This window comes from Streptomyces sp. NPDC039465, assembly GCF_055639315.1.
In genome coordinates, this window is sequence record NZ_JBVKAP010000001.1 from 193,558 (window position 1) to 212,327 (window position 18,770).

14 protein-coding genes and 1 pseudogene are annotated in these 18,770 nt (G+C 72.0%); 7 read left to right on the top strand and 8 right to left on the bottom strand.

Annotated elements, in window-relative coordinates; all coding sequences use genetic code 11:
* Positions 1 to 285 precede the first annotated feature (285 nt).
* Entirely contained in the window at positions 286 to 639 is a 354-nt protein-coding gene (locus ACZ7LT_RS00930) for a hypothetical protein (protein ID WP_471232583.1), read from the top strand.
* A gap of 106 nt (positions 640 to 745) precedes the next feature.
* Positions 746 to 991: pseudogene (locus ACZ7LT_RS00935) on the top strand (DUF6343 family protein); the annotation flags it as partial.
* 37 nt (positions 992 to 1,028) lie between these two features.
* Here ACZ7LT_RS00935 and ACZ7LT_RS00940 read toward each other — a convergent pair.
* The 4 genes from ACZ7LT_RS00940 to rpsA form a co-directional block, all read right to left on the bottom strand.
* The gene (locus ACZ7LT_RS00940) at positions 1,029 to 1,397 is read right to left on the bottom strand and encodes a tetratricopeptide repeat protein (protein ID WP_471232585.1); all 369 of its coding nucleotides are present in this window, start codon (positions 1,395 to 1,397) and stop codon (positions 1,029 to 1,031) included.
* A 51-nt stretch (positions 1,398 to 1,448) separates the two neighbouring features.
* A complete protein-coding gene (gene coaE, locus ACZ7LT_RS00945; RefSeq protein ID WP_471232587.1) occupies positions 1,449 to 2,060 on the bottom strand; it encodes a dephospho-CoA kinase in 612 nt (203 codons plus the stop codon).
* 135 nt (positions 2,061 to 2,195) lie between these two features.
* Complete coding sequence (locus ACZ7LT_RS00950) at positions 2,196 to 3,137, bottom strand: PAC2 family protein (protein WP_471232588.1); 942 nt, start codon at positions 3,135 to 3,137, stop codon at positions 2,196 to 2,198.
* Between the two features lie 214 nt (positions 3,138 to 3,351).
* On the bottom strand, positions 3,352 to 4,854 hold the full coding sequence (rpsA, locus tag ACZ7LT_RS00955) for a 30S ribosomal protein S1 (RefSeq protein WP_019885395.1): 1,503 nt from the start codon (positions 4,852 to 4,854) through the stop codon (positions 3,352 to 3,354).
* A 388-nt stretch (positions 4,855 to 5,242) separates the two neighbouring features.
* On the opposite strand from rpsA, the gene ACZ7LT_RS00960 reads away from it, so the two are divergent.
* Positions 5,243 to 6,037: a class I SAM-dependent methyltransferase gene (locus tag ACZ7LT_RS00960; protein ID WP_471232589.1), complete on the top strand. Its 795-nt coding sequence runs from the start codon at positions 5,243 to 5,245 to the stop codon at positions 6,035 to 6,037.
* Complete coding sequence (locus ACZ7LT_RS00965) at positions 6,034 to 8,673, top strand: ATP-dependent RNA helicase (RefSeq protein WP_471232591.1); 2,640 nt, start codon at positions 6,034 to 6,036, stop codon at positions 8,671 to 8,673. The genes ACZ7LT_RS00960 and ACZ7LT_RS00965 overlap by 4 nt, the downstream gene beginning before the upstream one ends.
* A 198-nt stretch (positions 8,674 to 8,871) precedes the next feature.
* Here the strand turns inward: ACZ7LT_RS00965 and pgfA are convergent, their stop codons facing one another.
* The 3 genes from pgfA to ACZ7LT_RS00980 form a co-directional block, all read right to left on the bottom strand.
* The gene (gene pgfA, locus ACZ7LT_RS00970) at positions 8,872 to 9,861 is read right to left on the bottom strand and encodes a cell envelope lipid trafficking protein PgfA (protein WP_471232593.1); all 990 of its coding nucleotides are present in this window, start codon (positions 9,859 to 9,861) and stop codon (positions 8,872 to 8,874) included.
* Between the two features lie 32 nt (positions 9,862 to 9,893).
* On the bottom strand, positions 9,894 to 10,031 hold the full coding sequence (locus ACZ7LT_RS00975) for an SPW_0924 family protein (RefSeq protein WP_471232594.1): 138 nt from the start codon (positions 10,029 to 10,031) through the stop codon (positions 9,894 to 9,896).
* Positions 10,032 to 10,179: 148 nt separating this feature from the next.
* A complete protein-coding gene (locus ACZ7LT_RS00980; protein ID WP_471232595.1) occupies positions 10,180 to 11,943 on the bottom strand; it encodes a lytic transglycosylase domain-containing protein in 1,764 nt (587 codons plus the stop codon).
* Between the two features lie 255 nt (positions 11,944 to 12,198).
* Between ACZ7LT_RS00980 and ACZ7LT_RS00985 the strand changes: the two genes are divergently transcribed.
* Positions 12,199 to 13,044 carry a DUF4184 family protein gene (locus ACZ7LT_RS00985; RefSeq protein WP_471232597.1) on the top strand — a complete coding sequence of 282 codons (846 nt, stop codon included), beginning with the start codon at positions 12,199 to 12,201 and terminating at the stop codon, positions 13,042 to 13,044.
* A gap of 27 nt (positions 13,045 to 13,071) precedes the next feature.
* On the opposite strand, the gene polA is transcribed toward ACZ7LT_RS00985, so the two are convergent.
* Positions 13,072 to 15,726, bottom strand: coding sequence for a DNA polymerase I (gene polA / locus ACZ7LT_RS00990; RefSeq protein ID WP_471234749.1), 2,655 nt, complete (start codon positions 15,724 to 15,726; stop codon positions 13,072 to 13,074).
* A gap of 181 nt (positions 15,727 to 15,907) precedes the next feature.
* Between polA and ACZ7LT_RS00995 the strand changes: the two genes are divergently transcribed.
* Entirely contained in the window at positions 15,908 to 18,190 is a 2,283-nt protein-coding gene (locus ACZ7LT_RS00995; RefSeq protein ID WP_471232598.1) for an FdhF/YdeP family oxidoreductase, read from the top strand.
* A gap of 79 nt (positions 18,191 to 18,269) precedes the next feature.
* Complete coding sequence (locus tag ACZ7LT_RS01000) at positions 18,270 to 18,764, top strand: PaaI family thioesterase (RefSeq protein WP_471232600.1); 495 nt, start codon at positions 18,270 to 18,272, stop codon at positions 18,762 to 18,764.
* Positions 18,765 to 18,770 lie beyond the last annotated feature (6 nt).

The following is an 18,770-nucleotide window of genomic DNA, read 5'->3' on the forward strand; positions in this document are numbered from 1 at the left end:
CGCAGGGTCGCAGGGCTGTGCGGGAATCCGGAGGCGATTCCCGACTGATCCACGACCTTACGCCCGGGGTCTGACAACCGGCCCTGGCCTGCGCTTTCACGGGTTCAGCGGACGCCGTACGAGATCAGCCGCCCAACCGGGCGCCGTCCGGGTCGTACCCGGCGCCGTGGTCCGTACCCCGCCCGGCCCATCCCCTCGTGACACCCGCGTCCGCAGGCGGCATGGTGGCCTGGAGGCAGCCCAGGGCTACCGCCCGCTTCCGTTCCGTACAGACGAGGACTCGCCATGTCCGATCCGAGGCGTCACCGCCTTCAGCGGCGGCTCGCTTTCGCCGCCGGGGCCGCGCTCCTGTCCGTCACGGCCGCCGGATGCTCCGGTCTCGGCCGGAACGCGGTGGGCACGATCACGTACGAGACCGAGGACGAGCACCACACCACGGTGACCAGCCCCGACGTCAAGGGCTGCCACAAGCTGGGCGCGGCCGGGGCGGTGAAGGTGGAGAACCTCACGCTCAACGACATCCGGCTGTACCTGACGCCCGACTGCAAGGGCCGCGATCCGGCGTACATCCCCAGCCGGCTCTCCGGCACCATCGTCCCGGGCACCGAACCCTGGCGCAGCTACAACGTCGTCCACTGACCACGCCCCCGCCGCCCCCCTTCCAAGGGACCCCATCTCCTTCGTCCTGCCCGCGTCGCCCCGCCCGTCGCGGGTAGACCCCGGGTAGGAAGGAGATGCGAGCGTCATGCGTACGGGCAGTGAGCCGGTGACCGCGCGCAGCCCGCTGCGGGTGCGGTTCTGGCTGAGTCTGTGGGGGCTGATGTGGGCCGCGGCCGGCACGGCGGCGTTCGCGGTTGTGGGGCGGCCGGGGTGGGCGGTGGCCTGTGGGGTGCTGTTGGTGATCACCACGGTCGATATGTCGATGGTGCTGCGCCACATCCATCAGGGGCCGCACTACCAGCCGGGCCCCGACATTCCGCCCTACGAGCCGGACCGGGGCGGTCGCGGCGGACCGCCCGGCGAGCCCGTCACTCCTCGGCGTCAAAACCCGCCGCCTCCAGATACTCCGGCTTGGGATCGAGGGCGGCCGCCAGCCTGAAGTGGCGCTTGGCCTGGTCGGGGCGGCCGGCCCGCTGGAAGGTGCGGGCCAGGGCGAAGTGGGCGAAGGCGTTGTCCGGTTCGTGGTCCACGATGTGCTGGAATTCGCGTTCCGCCGAGCGCAGTTGCGCGGAGGCGAAGTAGGCGCGGGCCCGCAGCAGCCGGGCCGCCCGGCTCTCGGGGTGGGCGGCGATGACGGAGTCGAGCAGCTTGATCGCGCCACGCGGATCCCGCGCGGCGAGCAGGTGCTCCGCCGCGCGGAAGTCGATGACGTGGGTCTCGGGGGTCCTCTCGGTCACAAGGCCCATCCTTCCCCTGGCTCGGGGCGTTCAACGTCCCGCGCGAAGACGCTATTCCTGCCGCGCGGCGGCCGCCCGGGCCTTCAGGTCCTCCCACACCTTGCGCACCTGCGGCTCCAGCGCCTCCAGCGGCCCGTCGTTGTCGATGAGGACGTCCGCGACGGCCCGCCGCTGCGCCCGGGTGGCCTGGGCGGCCATGCGGGAGCGCGCCTCGTCCTCGGTCATGCCGCGCAGCCGTACGAGCCGGTCGAGCTGGGTCTCGCAGGACGCGTCCACGACCACGACCAGGTCGTAGAGGGGTGCCAGGCCGTTCTCGGTGAGCAGCGGTACGTCGTGGATGACCACGTCGCCGGGGCCGGCGGCGCTCGCCAGTTCCGCCGAGCGGGCTCCGACGAGCGGGTGGACGATCGCGTTCAGGGCGGCCAGGCGTTCGGGGTCGGCGAAGACGATCGCGCCGAGCTTGGGGCGGTCCAGGGCGCCTTCGGCCGTGAGGATGTCCGGTCCGAAGGCTTCGACGACGGCCGCGAGCCCGGGGGTGCCGGGCTCGACGACCTCGCGGGCGATCCGGTCGGCGTCGATCAGCACGGCTCCGTACGAGACGAACAGCCGTGACACTTCGCTCTTGCCGGCACCGATTCCGCCGGTCAGACCTACGGACAGCAAGGCCGCGCCTCCACTCGCTCGGGCCCCCGCGTCGGCGGGGGGCGACGTGCCGACGCCGATTCCGCCGGTCAGGTCCACCGGACCGCCCCCGCATCGGCGGGTGGAGCGAGGCGCAGCGGCTCGCAGCCTAGCCGATCAGCCCGCCTCACCCTCCCGCTCGGCGAGGAAGCGTTCGAATTCACGGCCGAGTTCGTCCGCCGACGGCAGCTCGACCGGCTCGGCGACCAGGCTGCCGCGGGTCTCGACGCCGGCCATCGCGTCGTACTGGTGCTCAAGGCCCTGGACCAGGGAGACCAGTTCCTCGTCGCCCTCGCCGATCTGCCGCTCGATCTCGGTCTGGGTGCGCTGGGCCTCCGTGCGCAGCGCGTGCGCGACGCCGGGCAGGACCAGTCCGGTGGCGGCGGTGATCGCCTCAAGGGCGGTCAGGGCCGCGTCCGGGTACGGCGAGCGGGCCACGTAGTGCGGGACGTGCGCGGCGACGCCGAGGACGTCATGACCGGCCTCCATCAGCCGGAACTCGACCAACTGCTCGGCGCTTCCGGGAACTTGCGCCTCTTCGAAGGGGCTGCGGTGACCGGGCATCAGATCGGTGCGGTTGCCGTGCGGGGTGAGGCCGACGGGGCGGGTGTGGGGGACGCCCATCGGGATGCCGTGGAAGTTGACCGAAAGCCGTACGCCGAGGCGCTCGACGATCTGGCGGACGGCGGCCGAGAAACGCTCCCACTCCACGTCCGGTTCGGGACCGGAGAGCAGCAGGAAGGGGGCGCCGGTGGCGTCCTGGACGATGCGGACCTCGATGCTCGGGGTCTCGTATCCGGCCCAGCGGTCGCGCCGGAAGGTCAGCAGCGGCCGGCGGGCGCGGTAGTCCACGAGCCGGTCGTGGTCGAAGCGGGCCACCACCTGGTGGGGCAGGGTTCCCAGCAGGTTGTTGACGATCTGCTCGCCGGACTCGCCGGCGTCGATGTAGCCGTCGAAGTGGTACAGCATGACCAGGCCGGCCGACTCCTGGGCGAGTGCCAGGTCGACGACGGCCAGGCCCTTGGCGTCCCACGCGTACAAATCCTGGGGGTCAAGCACGATTACCGCTCCTCCTCGTGTTCGTAGGGAAGAACGCCGTCCCGGGCCACCAGCATTCCCCGGAGGCACCTTCCTTCCGCCCACTTCGCGGTAATCGGCGGGAGGTCGCCAGCCGCGGTTCCGCCCGCGGGTGCCGCAGACGCCACCGGGCCCGCTCCCCCGAAGGGGAACGGGCCCGGTGGACCGTCAGCCAGTCAGCTGGTGGTCAGAGCGTTCAGCTCTGGCCGCCGGCCAGCTTCTCGCGCAGCGCCGCGAGGGCCTCGTCCGACGCCAGGGCGCCGGAGTTGTCGTCCGACTCCGAGGAGTACGAACCACCGGAGACGCCCGCCGGGGCACCGGCCGGAGCGGCGGCGCCACCCTCGGCAGCGGCGGCCTCGTCGGCCTCGCGGGACTTGATGACCTGAGCCTGGTGCTGCTCGAAGCGCTGCTGCGCCTCGGCGTACTGGGTCTCCCAGGCCTCGCGCTGGGTCTCGTAGCCCTCGAGCCAGTCGTTGGTCTCGGGGTCGAAGCCCTCGGGGTAGATGTAGTTGCCCTGGTCGTCGTAGGACGCGGCCATGCCGTACAGGGTCGGGTCGAACTCGACCGAGGCCGGGTCGGCACCGAAGGACTCGTTGGCCTGCTTCAGCGAGAGGCTGATGCGACGACGCTCGAGGTCGATGTCGATGACCTTGACGAAGATCTCGTCGTTGACCTGGACGACCTGCTCCGGGATCTCCACGTGGCGCTCGGCCAGCTCGGAGATGTGGACCAGACCCTCGATGCCCTCGTCCACGCGGACGAACGCACCGAACGGAACCAGCTTGGTGACCTTACCCGGGACGACCTGACCGATCTGGTGCGTACGGGCGAACTGCTGCCACGGGTCCTCCTGGGTCGCCTTCAGCGACAGGGAGACACGCTCGCGGTCCATGTCGACGTCGAGAACCTCGACGGTGACCTCCTGGCCGACCTCGACAACCTCGGACGGGTGGTCGATGTGCTTCCAGGACAGCTCGGAGACGTGGACGAGACCGTCGACGCCACCCAGGTCCACGAAGGCACCGAAGTTGACGATCGAGGAGACGACGCCGGAGCGGACCTGACCCTTCTGCAGGGTCGTGAGGAAGGTCTGGCGCACCTCGGACTGGGTCTGCTCCAGCCAGGCGCGGCGGGACAGGACCACGTTGTTGCGGTTCTTGTCCAGCTCGATGATCTTGGCCTCGAGCTCCTTGCCCACGTAGGGCTGGAGGTCGCGGACACGACGCATCTCGACGAGGGACGCCGGCAGGAAGCCACGGAGGCCGATGTCGAGGATGAGACCACCCTTGACGACCTCGATGACGGTACCGGTGACGATGCCGTCCTCTTCCTTGATCTTCTCGATGGTGCCCCAGGCACGCTCGTACTGGGCGCGCTTCTTCGAGAGGATCAGGCGGCCTTCCTTGTCCTCCTTCTGAAGGACCAGGGCCTCGATCTCGTCGCCGACCTTGACGACCTCGTTCGGGTCGACGTCGTGCTTGATCGAGAGCTCGCGGCTCGGGATGACACCTTCGGTCTTGTAACCGATGTCGAGCAGGACCTCGTCCCGGTCGACCTTCACGATGACGCCGTCGACGATGTCGCCGTCGTTGAAGTACTTGATCGTCTCGTCGATCGCGGCGAGGAAGGCTTCCTCGTTACCGATGTCGTTGACCGCAACCTGCGGGGTGGTGGCGGTGGTCTCGGTGCTGCTCGTCATGTGGGAAAGGGCTCCGGTACGGACATTGAAGTCGTAGGTACTGCTACGCCGAGAGCCCGTGATCGCAGCTGAAGAAGCCGGACAGCCTAGGAAGCGCCTTTCCCTGAACGGGGGCGCCTCGACAACCGAGGGGACATACAACAGATGCGAGCGCAGCCTGCTACGTCTGAGGCGCGCAGGCCCGCAGCGCAACCTTTAGCATACGGGGGCGGCCGGACAGGGTCAATGCGCGAAGGCGCACACCCGGGGTGGTTCCTCACATACCCGGCACAATAATTGTTTCGCGAGGCCATGACGGCCGCGCGGAATCACGGCGAACCGCTCCCCTCGGGGCCCCTCGGGTCCCTTGAGGCGACGGCGCTGTGCGCAAACTACAACGGCGGGCGGGATGAACCAAGACTTCGAACCGGAAGCGACGCGGCGTGATGCGGGGGACGCGGAGAGCACCCGGGCGAGCCGCGGCTGGTGGGACCGGAACGCCGACGAGTACCAGAACGAGCACGGCGCCTTCCTCGGCGACGACCGCTTCGTCTGGGGCCCCGAGGGCCTCGACGAGGCGGAGGCGCGGCTGCTGGGCGAGGTGAAGGGGCTGGACGTCCTGGAGATCGGCGCGGGCGCGGCGCAGTGCTCGCGCTGGCTGGCCGCCCAGGGGGCCCGCCCGGTCGCGCTCGACCTCTCCCACCGGCAGTTGCAGCACGCGCTGCGGATCGGCGGGGACGTGCCGCTGGTGGAGGCGGACGCGGGGGCGCTGCCCTTCCGTACGGCCTCCTTCGACGTGGCCTGCTCGGCGTACGGCGCGGTGCCGTTCGTCGCCGACCCGGTGGCGGTCTTCCAGGAGGTCCGGCGGGTGCTGCGGCCAGGGGGCCGCTGGGTCTTCTCGGTCACCCATCCGATCCGCTGGGCGTTCCCCGACGAGCCTGGCCCGGAGGGCCTGTCCGTCGCCGCCTCCTATTTCGACCGCACCCCTTATGTGGAGCAGAACGGGCGGGGCGAGGCCGTCTACGTCGAGCACCACCGGACGATCGGGGACCGGGTACGCGACGTGGTCGCCGGCGGCTTCCGGCTGGTGGATCTGGTCGAGCCGGAGTGGCCGGCGTGGAACAGCCAGGAGTGGGGCGGCTGGTCCCCGCTGCGCGGGAACCTGATCCCGGGGACGGCGATCTTCGTCTGCGAGCGCGCGTGATCCGTCCGGAGGGGAGGGGCCTTCCGGTACGGACGGCCCTGCCCGCGCTGGAGCGGGCACTTGAGGAGCACGGGGCGGCAGTACTGTGCGCGCCGCCCGGCACGGGCAAGACGACGCTCGTTCCGCTGGCGCTCGCCGAGGGCGGGGCCAGGGTGGTGGTCGCCGAGCCGCGGCGGATCGCGGCGCGCGCGGCGGCCCGCCGGATGGCGTGGCTGCTCGGCGAGAAGGTGGGCGAGCGGGTCGGTCTGACCGTACGCGGCGAGCGGGTGGTGTCCGCGCGGACGGTCGTCGAGGTGGTCACCACCGGTGTGCTGCTCCAGCGGCTCCAGCGGGACCCGGAGCTCGCCGGGGCCGATGTGGTGATCCTCGACGAATGCCATGAGCGGCACCTGGACGCGGACACGGTCGCGGCGTTCGTCCTCGACGTACGGGAGAACCTGCGGCCGGAGCTGCGGCTGGTGGCGGCCTCGGCGACCACGGACGCGGCCGGCTGGGCCCGTGTCCTCGGGGACGCGCCGGTGGTGGAGGCCGAGGGGGTGGCGCATCCCGTGGAGGTGGTGTGGGCTCCCCCGGCGGCGCCCGTACGGCCGCCGCACGGGATGCGGGTGGATCCGGCGCTGCTGTCCCATGTGGCGTCGGTGGTGCGGCGGGCGCTGGCCGAGCGCGACGGCGACGTGCTGTGCTTCCTGCCCGGTGTAGGGGAGATCGCCCGGGTCGCGGGCGCGCTCGGCGCGGTGGACGCCGAGGTCCTCCAGGTGCACGGGCGGGCCCCGGCGGCGGTGCAGGACGCGGTCCTCGCACCGGGGACACGTCGGCGGGTGGTCCTTGCGACGTCGGTCGCGGAGTCGTCGCTGACCGTCCCCGGGGTGCGGGTCGTCGTGGACGCGGGCCTCGCCCGTGAGCCGCGGGTGGACCACGCGCGCGGGCTGAGCGCGCTGACGACCGTACGGGCGTCCCGCGCGGCCGCCCGGCAGCGGGCGGGCCGGGCCGGGCGTGAGGCGCCGGGTGTGGTGTACCGCTGCTGGTCCGAGGCGGAGGACGGGCGGCTGCCGCGGTTCCCGTCACCGGAGATCAAGGTCGCGGATCTGACCGCGTTCGCCCTGCAGGCGGCGGTCTGGGGCGACCCGGACGCGTCGGGCCTCGCCCTGCTCGACCCCCCACCGGCGGGGGCGATGGCGGCGGCCCGCGCGGTGCTGACGGCGATCGGCGCGGTGGACGCGTCGGGCCGGGTGACGGACCGGGGCGTCTCGATGTCCCGGCTCGGGGTCCATCCCCGGCTGGCCCGCGCGCTGGTGGACGGTGTCCCGCGGGTCGGGGCCCGGCGCGCGGCCGAGGTGGTGGCCCTGCTGAGCGAGGAGCCCCCGAGGGAGTACGGCGACGACCTGGCGACGGCGTGGCGCGCGGCCGGCAGGGGCGGCGACGCGTACGGCTCTCGCTGGCGGACGGAGGCGCTGCGGCTGGCCCGGGCGGTCGGGGAGGTGCCGGGCGGCTCCCGCGGCGGAGGCGGGCACGCGCGCGTGGGGGATGACGACCGGGGCGCTGCCCGGCTCGGCGGGGCGGGCGGCATCGCGGGCCCGGCTGGGGGCGGGCACGCGCGCGTGGGGGATGACGACCGGGGCGCTGTTCGGCTCGGCGGGGGCAATGTTCACGCGCGCGTGGAGGCGGACGACTGGGCCGCCGGGTTCGTGGCAGCCCTGGCGTTTCCTGAGCGGGTGGCGCGGGCGCGGGGCGAAGGGGCCTTCCTCATGGCCTCCGGGACCGGGGCCGAGCTGGTCGGCGGGTCGGGGCTGCGGCAGGCGCCGTGGCTTGCGGTCGCCGTGGCCGACCGGTCGGGGCAGGCGGCGTCCGCGCGGGTGCGGCTGGCCGCGGTGATCGACGAGGACATCGCGCGCGTGGCGGCCGCGCATCTACTGGCGGCCGGTGAGGAGGTGCACTGGGAGGCCGGCGACGTGGTCGCGCGGTCCGTGGAGCGGCTCGGGGCGGTGGAGCTGGCGGTACGCCCGCTGCGGGACGCCGCGCCCGCTCTCGTACGGGCGGCGCTCCTGGAGGGGCTCCGGCGCGAAGGGCTCGGGCTGCTGCGGTGGACGGACGGGGCCTCGGGTCTGCGGGACCGGCTGGCCTTCCTGCACCGGGAGTTGGGCGCGCCGTGGCCGGACATGGCCACGGACGCGCTGCTGGAGTGCGCCGACGCCTGGCTGGAGCCCGAGCTGTCGCGGGCCCGGCGGCGGGCGGCCCTGGGCCGGATCGACGCGGGCGCGGCGCTGACGCGGCTGCTGCCGTGGGCGACGGGCGAGGCGGCGCGGCTGGACGAGCTGGCGCCTGAGCGGATCGAGGTGCCCAGCGGGTCGCGGATCCGGGTCGACTACGAGGGTGAGCGGCCGGTGCTTGCGGTGAAGCTCCAGGAGATGTTCGGGCTGGCCGAGACGCCCCGGGTGGCGGGCGTACCGGTGCTGGTCCACCTGCTCTCCCCCGCGGGCCGCCCGGCGGCGGTGACCGCCGATCTGGCGTCGTTCTGGAAGGACGGCTACCGCGGGGTGCGGGCGGAGCTGCGCGGGCGCTACCCGAAGCACCCCTGGCCGGAAGACCCGGCGACGGCGGAACCGACCCGCCACACGAACGCGCGGCTTCGACGCTGAGGGGCCGGGCGGCGACCGGCTCGGGCGCCGCAGGGCAGGCGGCGACCCGGGCCAGGCGCCGCAGGGCTCGGACGCCAGCCGGCGCGGCCGCGGCCCGGATCGTACGCCGACAGGCACAGAGACCGACCAGCTCGAACGCCCACCGGATCGGGCGCCAGCCGGATCGGGCGGCCGTGACGAGCTCAGGCGTCGCAAGGCTCACACCGCGACCGGTTCCGCCGTCGGCATCTGGGCGGCGGCGCGCGGGGCGCGGGCGCGGGCCTCCAGCCAGAGGGAGAGGATGAGCAGCAGGGCACCCAGGACCAGGAAGCTCCAGGGCAGGTAGGAGACGAGCATCAGGACCATGAGGCGGTTCGCGGAGACCAGCTCGACCGTGTGGTCGATGTAGTCCGCGCGCATCTTCACGTGGCCGGCGAACGCCGTGACCGTGTCCTCGGACATGCCCATCTTCTTGGCGCCGCGCAGCTCCTCCTTGTGGATCTCCTCGCCGTTGACCGGCGCGCCGGTGACCGGTTCGACCCAGAACATGCGGGTGGTGCTGTACCAGCGGGTCATGCCCGACTGGGCGATGATCTCCGGGGTGATGCCCTCGATCGGCATCTTCTTCGGCATGGGGACCTTGGTCCAGGGGATGGTCTGCTCGAAGTAGTAGACCTCCAGGCCGCGGAAGGTCCGGGTGCCCTTGTAGTGGATGGGCGCGGACGTACGGGTCTGGGCGTCGAAGTACTCGTAGTCCCGTTTCTCGGTGAGGAAGGGCCACTTGAACTCGATGCCCTCGCGCCGGACCGGGTCGCCGTCGACCATCTCGCCGGTGGCGTGCACGGGTGCCTGGCTGTGGGCGTCGAAGATGTAGCGCTCGGGGATCTGGGAGACCATCTTGCCGTCGGGGCCGACGACGTGGGAGAGCGAGTCCCAGACGACTACGTCGCGTCCGGCGTCGCGCTCGATCTTCTCGGACTCCGCCACGTTGCCCTTGAGGGTCTGCACGATGGTGACCTTCTCGACCTGCTTGGCCTTGAGGGTCGTGTAGTCGAGGAGCGTGGCGGGCTTCGCCTCCAGGACCATTTCCTGGTACTGGCTGGGCGGGATCTTGGCCAGCCGGGGGAAGGCGTACCAGCGCAGCAGGGGTGCGAGGGCCGCGAAGAAGACGGCCAGGGCGAGGAGGACGAGGCTCGCGGTGCGGCGCATGGCGGCCGTCCCTTCTACTTCTTCGGTCCGGTCTACTTCTTGGGGCCGGGGACGGTGGTGAGCAGCGGCTTGGGCGAGGTCTCGCCGGGGGGCGCGCCGATCGCGGCGGCACCGGCGACGAGGGCGCAGGCGAGGGCCAGCCCGATGGCGGCGGCGACGAGGGCGCGCATGGTCGGCCTCCCGGTGCACGGATCTGATGCGGCGTCAGGGTTGGGGCACCGTAGCAACGCGGCCGTGAGATGAGAACACGTTGCACGACGGTACGACGACGCCCCCGCGCCGGGCTTCCGGTGCGGGGGCGGGCGTCACGTAGGGGGCTCAGGGGGCGGGGGTCACCTCGGGCGGAGGCGTGGCCTCCTGCGGGGCCTTGACCGTGAGCTCGACGGTCAAGGTGGCGCCGCCGGCCGCTTCGAGGCGCAGCAGGAAGGTGCCCGTGGTGTCGTCGGCGTGGAGCTTGGGGAGGGTCAGGATGCCGTCCTTGCCGGTGGTGAGACCGGTGAGGACGCGGACCGGCTTGCCCTGGGCGTCCTTGAAGTACGGGCCCTTGTCCAGCGGCTTCGCGTCGGCCTCGGGATCGGCAGGAGCTCCCGGCGCAAGCAGCGTGGCGGTGACGGCGACGCGCGGGGCGAGGACGCCCTTGTGGGTGGCCTTCACGCCGATGAGTTCGGCGAACTCGGTGCCGGGTGCGGCGGTCAGTTCTTTGTCGCCGACGCGGACGAGGGTGTCGGCCTGGCGCTCGGTGACCTTCGCGGTGAGGTCGACGGCGGTCGTCGGGCGCCCGGAGATCGTGGCCCGTACGGTGAACGCGCCGGTCTTCTCGCCGGCCTGGAGCGCTGGGGCGCTGACCGTGCCGTCGGCGCCGGTGACGCCCCGTGCGCTGGTGGCGCCGCCGGTGAAGCGGGCATCCGTGTCGCCGACGAGCTGGAACGTGACGGTGACCTTGGCGACCGGCTTGCCGGTGGCGTCGACGGCCACGATGCGGGCGCGCTCGGCGAAGGAGGTGCCGGCCGTCGCGGTCAGCGGGCCGCTGCCGCCGTCCTTGAGGCGGACCGCGACGGGGGTCGGGTTCGGCTTCGGCGGCGTGGTCGGCTTGGTGGGGACGCTGGGCTTGGTGGGCTTGGTGGGAGTCGTCGGCTTCGTCGGCTTCGTCGGGGTGACCGGCTTCGGCTTGGAGGTGGACGGCTTGCTCGGCGACGGGGTCGCGGGCGTGCCGGGGTCCTGGACCGGAAGGGTCACCCGGTTGTCGCTGCGGTTGTCGGGCAGGGTGCCGGTGCCGTCCGGGACCTGGTGCGAACCGTTGCGGTAGAAGTCGAACCACGACAGCACCGTGCGGAGGTACTCGGTCGAGCGGTTGTAGCTGAGGATCGCCCGGTCGAGGTCGCCCTTGACGGCCAGGTCACGGCCGCCCGCGCAGAGGTAGAGACCGGCGGAGCGGGCCGCGTCGTAGATGTTGTTGGGGTCCTTGCGGCCGTCGCCGTTGGCGTCGCGGCCCCAGGTCGCCCAGGTCGACGGGATGAACTGCATCGGTCCGACGGCCCGGTCGTGCGTGGTGTCGCCGTCGTACGCGCCGTTGTCGGTGTCGGAGATGTTGGCGAAGCCGACGCCGTTGAGGACCGGGCCGAGGATCGGGGAGAGCGTCGTGCCGTCGGCGGAGACCCGGCCGCCGCGGGCCTGGCCGGACTCCACCTTGCCGATACCGGCGAGGAGTTGCCAGGGGAGGTTGCAGCCGGGGTCGGTGGCGCGCAGGTGCTGTTCGGCCTGCTGGTACGCGGCGAGGACGGTCGCCGGGATGCCGGCCTCGGCGGGGCCGGTGATCACCGGCAGATCGTTCTCGGTACCGGGCTGGAGGGGAGCGGGGCTCTTCAGCGGGGGCAGATCGGTGTAGTACGGCGAGTCGCCGGTGGCCGAATCGCCGGGCGGGGTGCTCGCCTCGGCCGTCCGGTCGCCGCTGGGCGAGGCGTCGGTGGTGGGAGCGGAGGGCACGCCCGGGCCCTGCGAAGCGCTGAGCGCGGCGACCGCCGCGGCGGCTATCGCCGTGGTCGTCGCTCCCTTGCGCAGCCGGCGGCCGATGTGCGGTGCCATGCCCCTGGTCCCTCCCCGTCGCCTCTCGCGCTCCCCAGCGCGAACACTCAGGCGACCCTACGTCAACTCCGAGCCCTGGAACACCGGCACTTGACCGGTTTTCATGCTTTCGTCACCTCCCGTCACCTCTCTGCCGCCCGGAATCCGGACTAGGTGTTCACGCATACTGGGCGTCCCCGGCCGACCCGGACCCGGGTCGGGATCCTTCGGGACGTACGGGGACGAGAGGTTCGCAGTAGATCAAGGGGGGCGTCCATGCCGTTCACACTCAGTCATGCCGCGGCGGTGCTGCCGGGCATCCGCAGGGACGGCACCGCGCGCGGTCCGCTGCTCGCGTCGGCGCTCGTGTTGGGCTCGTTCGCACCGGACATGACGTACTTCGCGGCGACGGCCGTGCCCGAGGCGATGTTCTTCGGCGACGTCACGCACGCGCCGCTCGGGATCCTCACCGTCGATCCGCTCATCACCGCCGCACTGATGGCCCTGTGGCTGATGGTGCGTGAGCCGCTGCTCGCGCTGCTGCCGGTGCGGATACGGGGAAAAATGGCCGGGTTCGTACGGGGTGAGTCCTGGCGCGGGCGCCGTCCCGTCCCCCTGGCCCTGCTCTTCTACGGGTCGGCGGTGCTGGGCGCGACGACCCATGTGGTGTGGGACTCCTTCACCCATCTCGACCGCTGGGGCACCCGCGCCCTGCCCGTCCTGGGCGAGAGCCTGGCCGGCTTCCCCGTCTATCTGTATGCGCAGTACGGCGGTTCGGCGCTGGCCCTGCTGGTCATCGCCTGGTTCACGGTGACCGGGGTGCGGCGGATGCCGTACGCCGTGCCGGCCGAGGTGCCGGTGCTGACCCCGCGGGGCCGGGCGCTTGCCCTCGCGCTCCTCGCGGGGTGCGTCCTTGCGGGCACCGTGCACCGCTGTCTGCGCTGGTACGCCTACTGGGGCCGGATCGACACACCGCTGGACATCGTGCCGACGGCCTGCTTCGGCGCGGGCGCGGGGCTCGCGGCGGGCCTTGTGCTGTACGGGGCGGGGGCGCGGCTGCTGCTGCCCCGCCCCCGGTCCGGGGCGTCCCGGCAGGAGCCCCGGATCCGGCTGCGCGGCTGACGCGCCCACCCCCGGCCGTACGGCGTGCTAGTGCGCCGCGGATTCCCAGTCGGCGCCCACGCCCACCGAGACGTCCAGCGGGGCGCGCAGTTCCACGGCCGTGGACATCTCGCGGCGGACGATCTCCTCGACCTGGTCCCGCTCCCCCGGGGCCAGCTCCAGGACGATTTCGTCGTGGACCTGGAGCAGCATCCGGGAGGTCAGGCCCGCCTCGGTCAGCGCCCGGTCGACACCGAGCATGGCGACCTTGACGATGTCGGCGGCGGTGCCCTGGATCGGGGCGTTGAGCGCCATCCGCTCGGCGGCCTCGCGGCGCTGGCGGTTGTCGCTGTTGAGGTCGGGCAGATAGCGGCGGCGGCCCAGCATCGTCTCGGTGTAGCCCGTGGCGCGGGCCTCGTCGACGACCCGGCGCAGGTAGTCCCGCACCCCGCCGAACCGCTCGAAGTAGGTGTCCTTCAGGGCGCGTGCCTCGCCCGCCTCGATGTTCAGCTGCTGGGAGAGGCCGAAGGCGGACAGGCCGTACGCCAGGCCGTAGGACATGGCCTTGATCTTGCGCCGCATCTCGGCGTCGACCGCGGAGCGCTCGACGCCGAACACCTGGGAGGCGACGGTGGTGTGCAGGTCCTCGCCGGAGGTGAAGGCCTCGATCAGGCCCTCGTCCTCGGAGAGGTGGGCCATGACACGCAGCTCGATCTGGCTGTAGTCCGCGGTCATCAGGGCGTCGAAGCCCTCGCCGACGACGAAGCCGTGCCGGATCGCGCGGCCTTCGTCGGTGCGCACCGGAACGTTCTGCAGGTTCGGGTCGGTGGAGGAGAGCCGGCCGGTCGCCGCGACGGTCTGGCTGAAGGTGGTGTGCACCCGGCCGTCGGCGGCGATCGTCTTGATCAGGCCCTCGACGGTGGAGCGCAACCGCGCCTGCTCGCGGTGGCGCAGCATGATCACCGGCAGTTCGTGCTCGGTCTGCCCGGCCAGCCAGGCCAGCGCGTCCGCGTCCGTGGTGTAACCGGTCTTGGTCTTCTTGGTCTTGGGGAGGTTCAACTCGCCGAAGAAGACCTCCTGGAGCTGCTTGGGCGAGCCGAGGTTGAACTCATGGCCGACGGAGGCGTGCGCCTCCTTCACGGCCTGCTGCACGGCGCCGGCGAACTGCTGCTCCAGGACCTCCAGATGGGTCCGGTCGGCCGCGATGCCGTGCCGCTCCATCCGGGCGAGCAGCAGGGAGGTGGGCAGCTCCACGTCGTGCAGCAGCTCGGCCGCGCCGACCTCCTTCAGCTTGTCGCCGAACGCCGCCCCGAGGTCGAGGACGGCCCGGGCCTGCCCCATCAGGGCGTCCGCCTCCGCGTGCTCGTCCGTACCGAAGGCGAGCTGGCCGTCGGCGGCGGCCGGGGCGAGCTCGCGGTGCAGGTATTCGACCGACAGCGCGTCCAGGGCGAAGGAGCGACGGCCCGGCTTGACCAGATAGGCGGCGAGGGCGGTGTCCATCGTGATGCCCTCGATGTGCCAGCCGTGCTCGGGGAAGACCCGCAGGGCCTCCTTCGCGCTGTGCATGATCTTGGGCTTGGCCGGGTCGGCCAGCCAGGCGGCGAAGGCGCGGTCGTCGGCCTCGTCGAGCCGGGTCGTGTCGAACCACGCGGCCTTGCCGTCGGCGGCGGCCAGTGCGACCTCGCTGACGTTGCCGACGCCCAGCGCCCAGGTGGCGACCGTGGCCACGCCGAGCGGCTGCCCGCCGTGCGCGGCCAGCCAGGGGGCGAGCTCGCCCGCGCCGAGGGCCGTGCCGTCCAGCTCCACCCCGGCGTCCGGGACCGGGGCCTCTTCCTCCTCCGCGCCCGGGTCGACGGCGAGCAGCCGCTCCCGCAGGCTCGGGTTGCGGATCTCCAGGACCTCCAGGAAGCCCTTGAGGGCGGCCCTGTCGTACGGCGCGCGCTCCAGCTCCGCGACGGATTTCGGCAGCTCCACGTCCCGTACCAGCTCGGTGAGGTGGCGGTTGAGCTTGACCGACTCCAGGTGGTCCCGCAGGGCCTGGCCGACCTTGCCCTTGATCTCGTCGGCGCGCTCGACCAGCTCCGCGAACGAACCGAACTGGTTGATCCACTTCGTGGCGGTCTTCTCGCCGACACCGGGGATGCCGGGGAGGTTGTCGGACGGGTCGCCGCGCAGGGCCGCGAAGTCGGGGTACTGCGAGGGGGTCAGGCCGTACTTCTCCTGGACCTTCTCCGGGGTGAAGCGGGTCAGCTCGGAGACACCCTTGGTGGGGTAGAGCACCGTGATGTGGTCGGAGACCAGCTGGAAGGAGTCACGGTCGCCGGTGACGATCAGGACCTCGAAGCCGGCGGCCTCGGCCTGGGTGGCGAGGGTGGCGATGACGTCGTCGGCCTCGAAGCCGTCGACCGCGAAACGCTCCGCGTTCATCGTGTCGAGCAGCTCGCCGATCAGCTCGACCTGCCCCTTGAACTCGTCGGGGGTCTTCGAGCGGTTCGCCTTGTACTCGGGGAAGTCCGCCGAGCGCCAGGTCTTGCGGGACACGTCGAAGGCCACCGCGAAATGCGTGGGCGCCTCGTCGCGCAGCGTGTTCGCCAGCATCGACGCGAAGCCGTAGATGGCATTGGTCGTCTGGCCGCTCGCGGTCGTGAAATTCTCCGCGGGCAGCGCGAAGAACGCCCGGTACGCCAGAGAGTGCCCGTCCATGAGGAGCAGGCGCGGACGGTTGTCTTCGGTCTTCTTCGATGCTGTCTCAGCCACGTACCCGATCCTGCCACGGACCACTGACAATCCCGTCCACGGCCGTGGGAGGGGGGCGGCCGCTGTCGGTGGCGCATGACAGGATCGGAGACGTACGGCACAGGACGATCGCTCAAGGGAGAGCGCGATGGCCAGCAAGCCCCCCGCCGGTGACCCGGTCCAGGACGCGCCGCAGGTCGCGCCGCCGCAGCACGCCGCGGCCGGTCTGCCCGCCATCGGCCACACCCTGAAGATCGCCCAGGAGCAGATGGGGCTGCGGCGCACCGCGCGGACGCTGCTGAAGGTCAACCAGAAGGACGGGTTCGACTGCCCGGGCTGCGCGTGGCCCGAGGGTGACAAGCGCCATGTCGCGGAGTTCTGCGAGAACGGCGCGAAGGCGGTCGCCGAGGAGGCCACGCTGCGGCGGGTCACCCCCGACTTCTTCGCCGCGCATCCGCTCGCTGATCTCGCCTCCCGCAGCGGCTACTGGCTGGGCCAGCAGGGCCGGATCACCCAGCCCATGTATCTGCCCGAGGGCACCGACCGGTACGAGGCCGTGACCTGGGAGCGGGCGTTCGCGATCATCGCGGAGGAGCTGACCGCCCTCGACTCCCCCGACGAGGCCCTCTTCTACACCTCGGGCCGCACGAGCAACGAAGCCGCCTTCCTGCTCCAGCTCTTCGCCCGCGAGTTCGGCACGAACAATCTGCCGGACTGCTCCAACATGTGCCACGAGTCGTCGGGTTCGGCGCTCAACGAGACCATCGGCATCGGCAAGGGCAGCGTCTCCCTGGAGGATCTGCACCAGGCGGACCTGATCATCGTGGCCGGGCAGAACCCGGGCACCAACCATCCGCGGATGCTTTCCGCGCTGGAGAAGGCCAAGGCCTCCGGCGCGAAGATCATTTCGGTGAATCCGCTGCCCGAGGCCGGTCTGGAGCGATTCAAGAACCCGCAGACCCCGCAGGGGCTGCTCAAGGGCGCCTCGCTCACCGACCTGTTCCTGCAGATCCGCATCGGCGGCGACCAGGCGCTGTTCCGGCTCCTCAACAAGCTGGTCCTGGACACCCCGGGCGCCGTCGACGAGGAGTTCGTCGCGGCCCACACCCATGGGTACGAGGAGTTCGCGGCCGCCGCCCGCGCCGCCGACTGGGACGAGACGCTGGCCGCCACCGGCCTTGGCCGGGCGGAGATCGAGCGGGCGCTGGCGATGGTCCTCGCCTCCCGGCGGACCATCGTCTGCTGGGCGATGGGCCTGACCCAGCACAAGCACTCCGTGCCCACCATCCGCGAGGTGGTCAACTTCCTGCTCCTTCGCGGCAACATCGGACGCCCTGGCGCGGGCGTGTGCCCCGTGCGCGGGCACTCCAACGTGCAGGGCGACCGCACGATGGGGATCTTCGAGCGGCCGGCGCCGGCGTTCCTTGACGCCCTCGACAAGGAGTTCGGGATCACCTCGCCGCGCCACCACGGCTTCGACGTGGTCCGCTCCATCCAGGCGCTGCGCGACGGCGAGGCGAAGGTGTTCTTCGCGATGGGTGGCAACTTCGTCGGCGCCACCCCCGACACGGAGGTCACCGAGGCGGCCATGCGCCGGGCCCGGCTGACCGTGCACGTCTCGACGAAGCTGAACCGCTCGCACGCGGTCACCGGCACGCGCGCGCTGATCCTGCCGACGCTCGGCCGCACCGACAAGGACGTGCAGAGCAGCGGCAAGCAGTTCGTCACGGTCGAGGACTCGATGGGGCTTGTGCACGCCTCGCGGGGCAATCTGCCGCCGGCCGGCCCCCATCTGCTCTCCGAGCCCGCGATCGTGGCGCGGATGGCGCGGGCCGTCCTCGGCTCCGGCTCGGCCACCCCGTGGGAGGAGTTCGAGCGGGACTACGCCACCATCCGGGACCGCATCGCGCGCGTGGTGCCCGGCTTCGCGGACTTCAACGCCCGGATCGCCGCGAACCCGGGCGGCTTCGCGCTGCCGCACGCCCCGCGCGACGAGCGCCGCTTCCCCACGGCCACCGGCAAGGCCAACTTCACCGCCGCCCCCGTCGAGTACCCCAAGGTCCCCGAAGGACGGCTGCTGCTGCAGACCCTGCGCTCGCACGACCAGTACAACACCACCATCTACGGCCTCGACGACCGCTACCGCGGCATCAAGGGCGGCCGCCGAGTGGTCCTGGTGCACCCCGAGGACGCGCGGGCGCTGGGCCTGGCCGACGGGGCGTACACGGATCTGGTCAGCGAGTGGAAGGACGGCACCGAGCGCCGCGCGCCCGGGTTCCGGGTCGTCCACTACCCCACGGCCCGTGGCTGCGCGGCGGCGTACTACCCGGAGACCAACGTCCTGGTGCCGCTGGAGTCCACGGCGGACATCAGCAACACCCCCGCCAGCAAGTCCGTGATCGTGCGTCTGGAACAATCACCGACCGCCTAAGCGTTTGCTCAGGCGGCTGGACCAGTGAGACCAACCTGACGACGTACGACGACGTACGCACACGAACGGAGCCGGGCCCATGGGCGAGCAGACCACCGTGAAGTTCCCGCAAGAGGTCATCGACGAGTACGCGGCGCTCGGCGTCGACCTGCCCGCGCTGTTCTCCGCCGGTCACCTCGGCAACCGCATGGGCGTGCAGATCGTCGAAGCCTCCGCCGAGAAGGTCGTCGGCACGATGCCCGTGGAGGGCAACACCCAGCCGTACGGACTGCTGCACGGCGGCGCCTCCGCCGTGCTCGCCGAGACCCTTGGATCGATCGGCTCGATGCTGCACGGCGGAGTCTCCCGGATCGCCGTCGGCGTGGACCTGAACTGCACCCACCACCGCGGGATCCGCTCCGGCCTGGTCACCGGTGTGGCCACGCCCGTGCACCGGGGCCGCTCCACCGCCACGTACGAGATCGTGATCACGGACGAGGAGGACCGGCGGGTCTGCACGGCCCGCCTGACCTGCATGCTGCGCGAGGCGCGCGCCAAGGACGCCGAGAACGTTCCCGGTGCCCAGGGCGCCTGAGGCCGG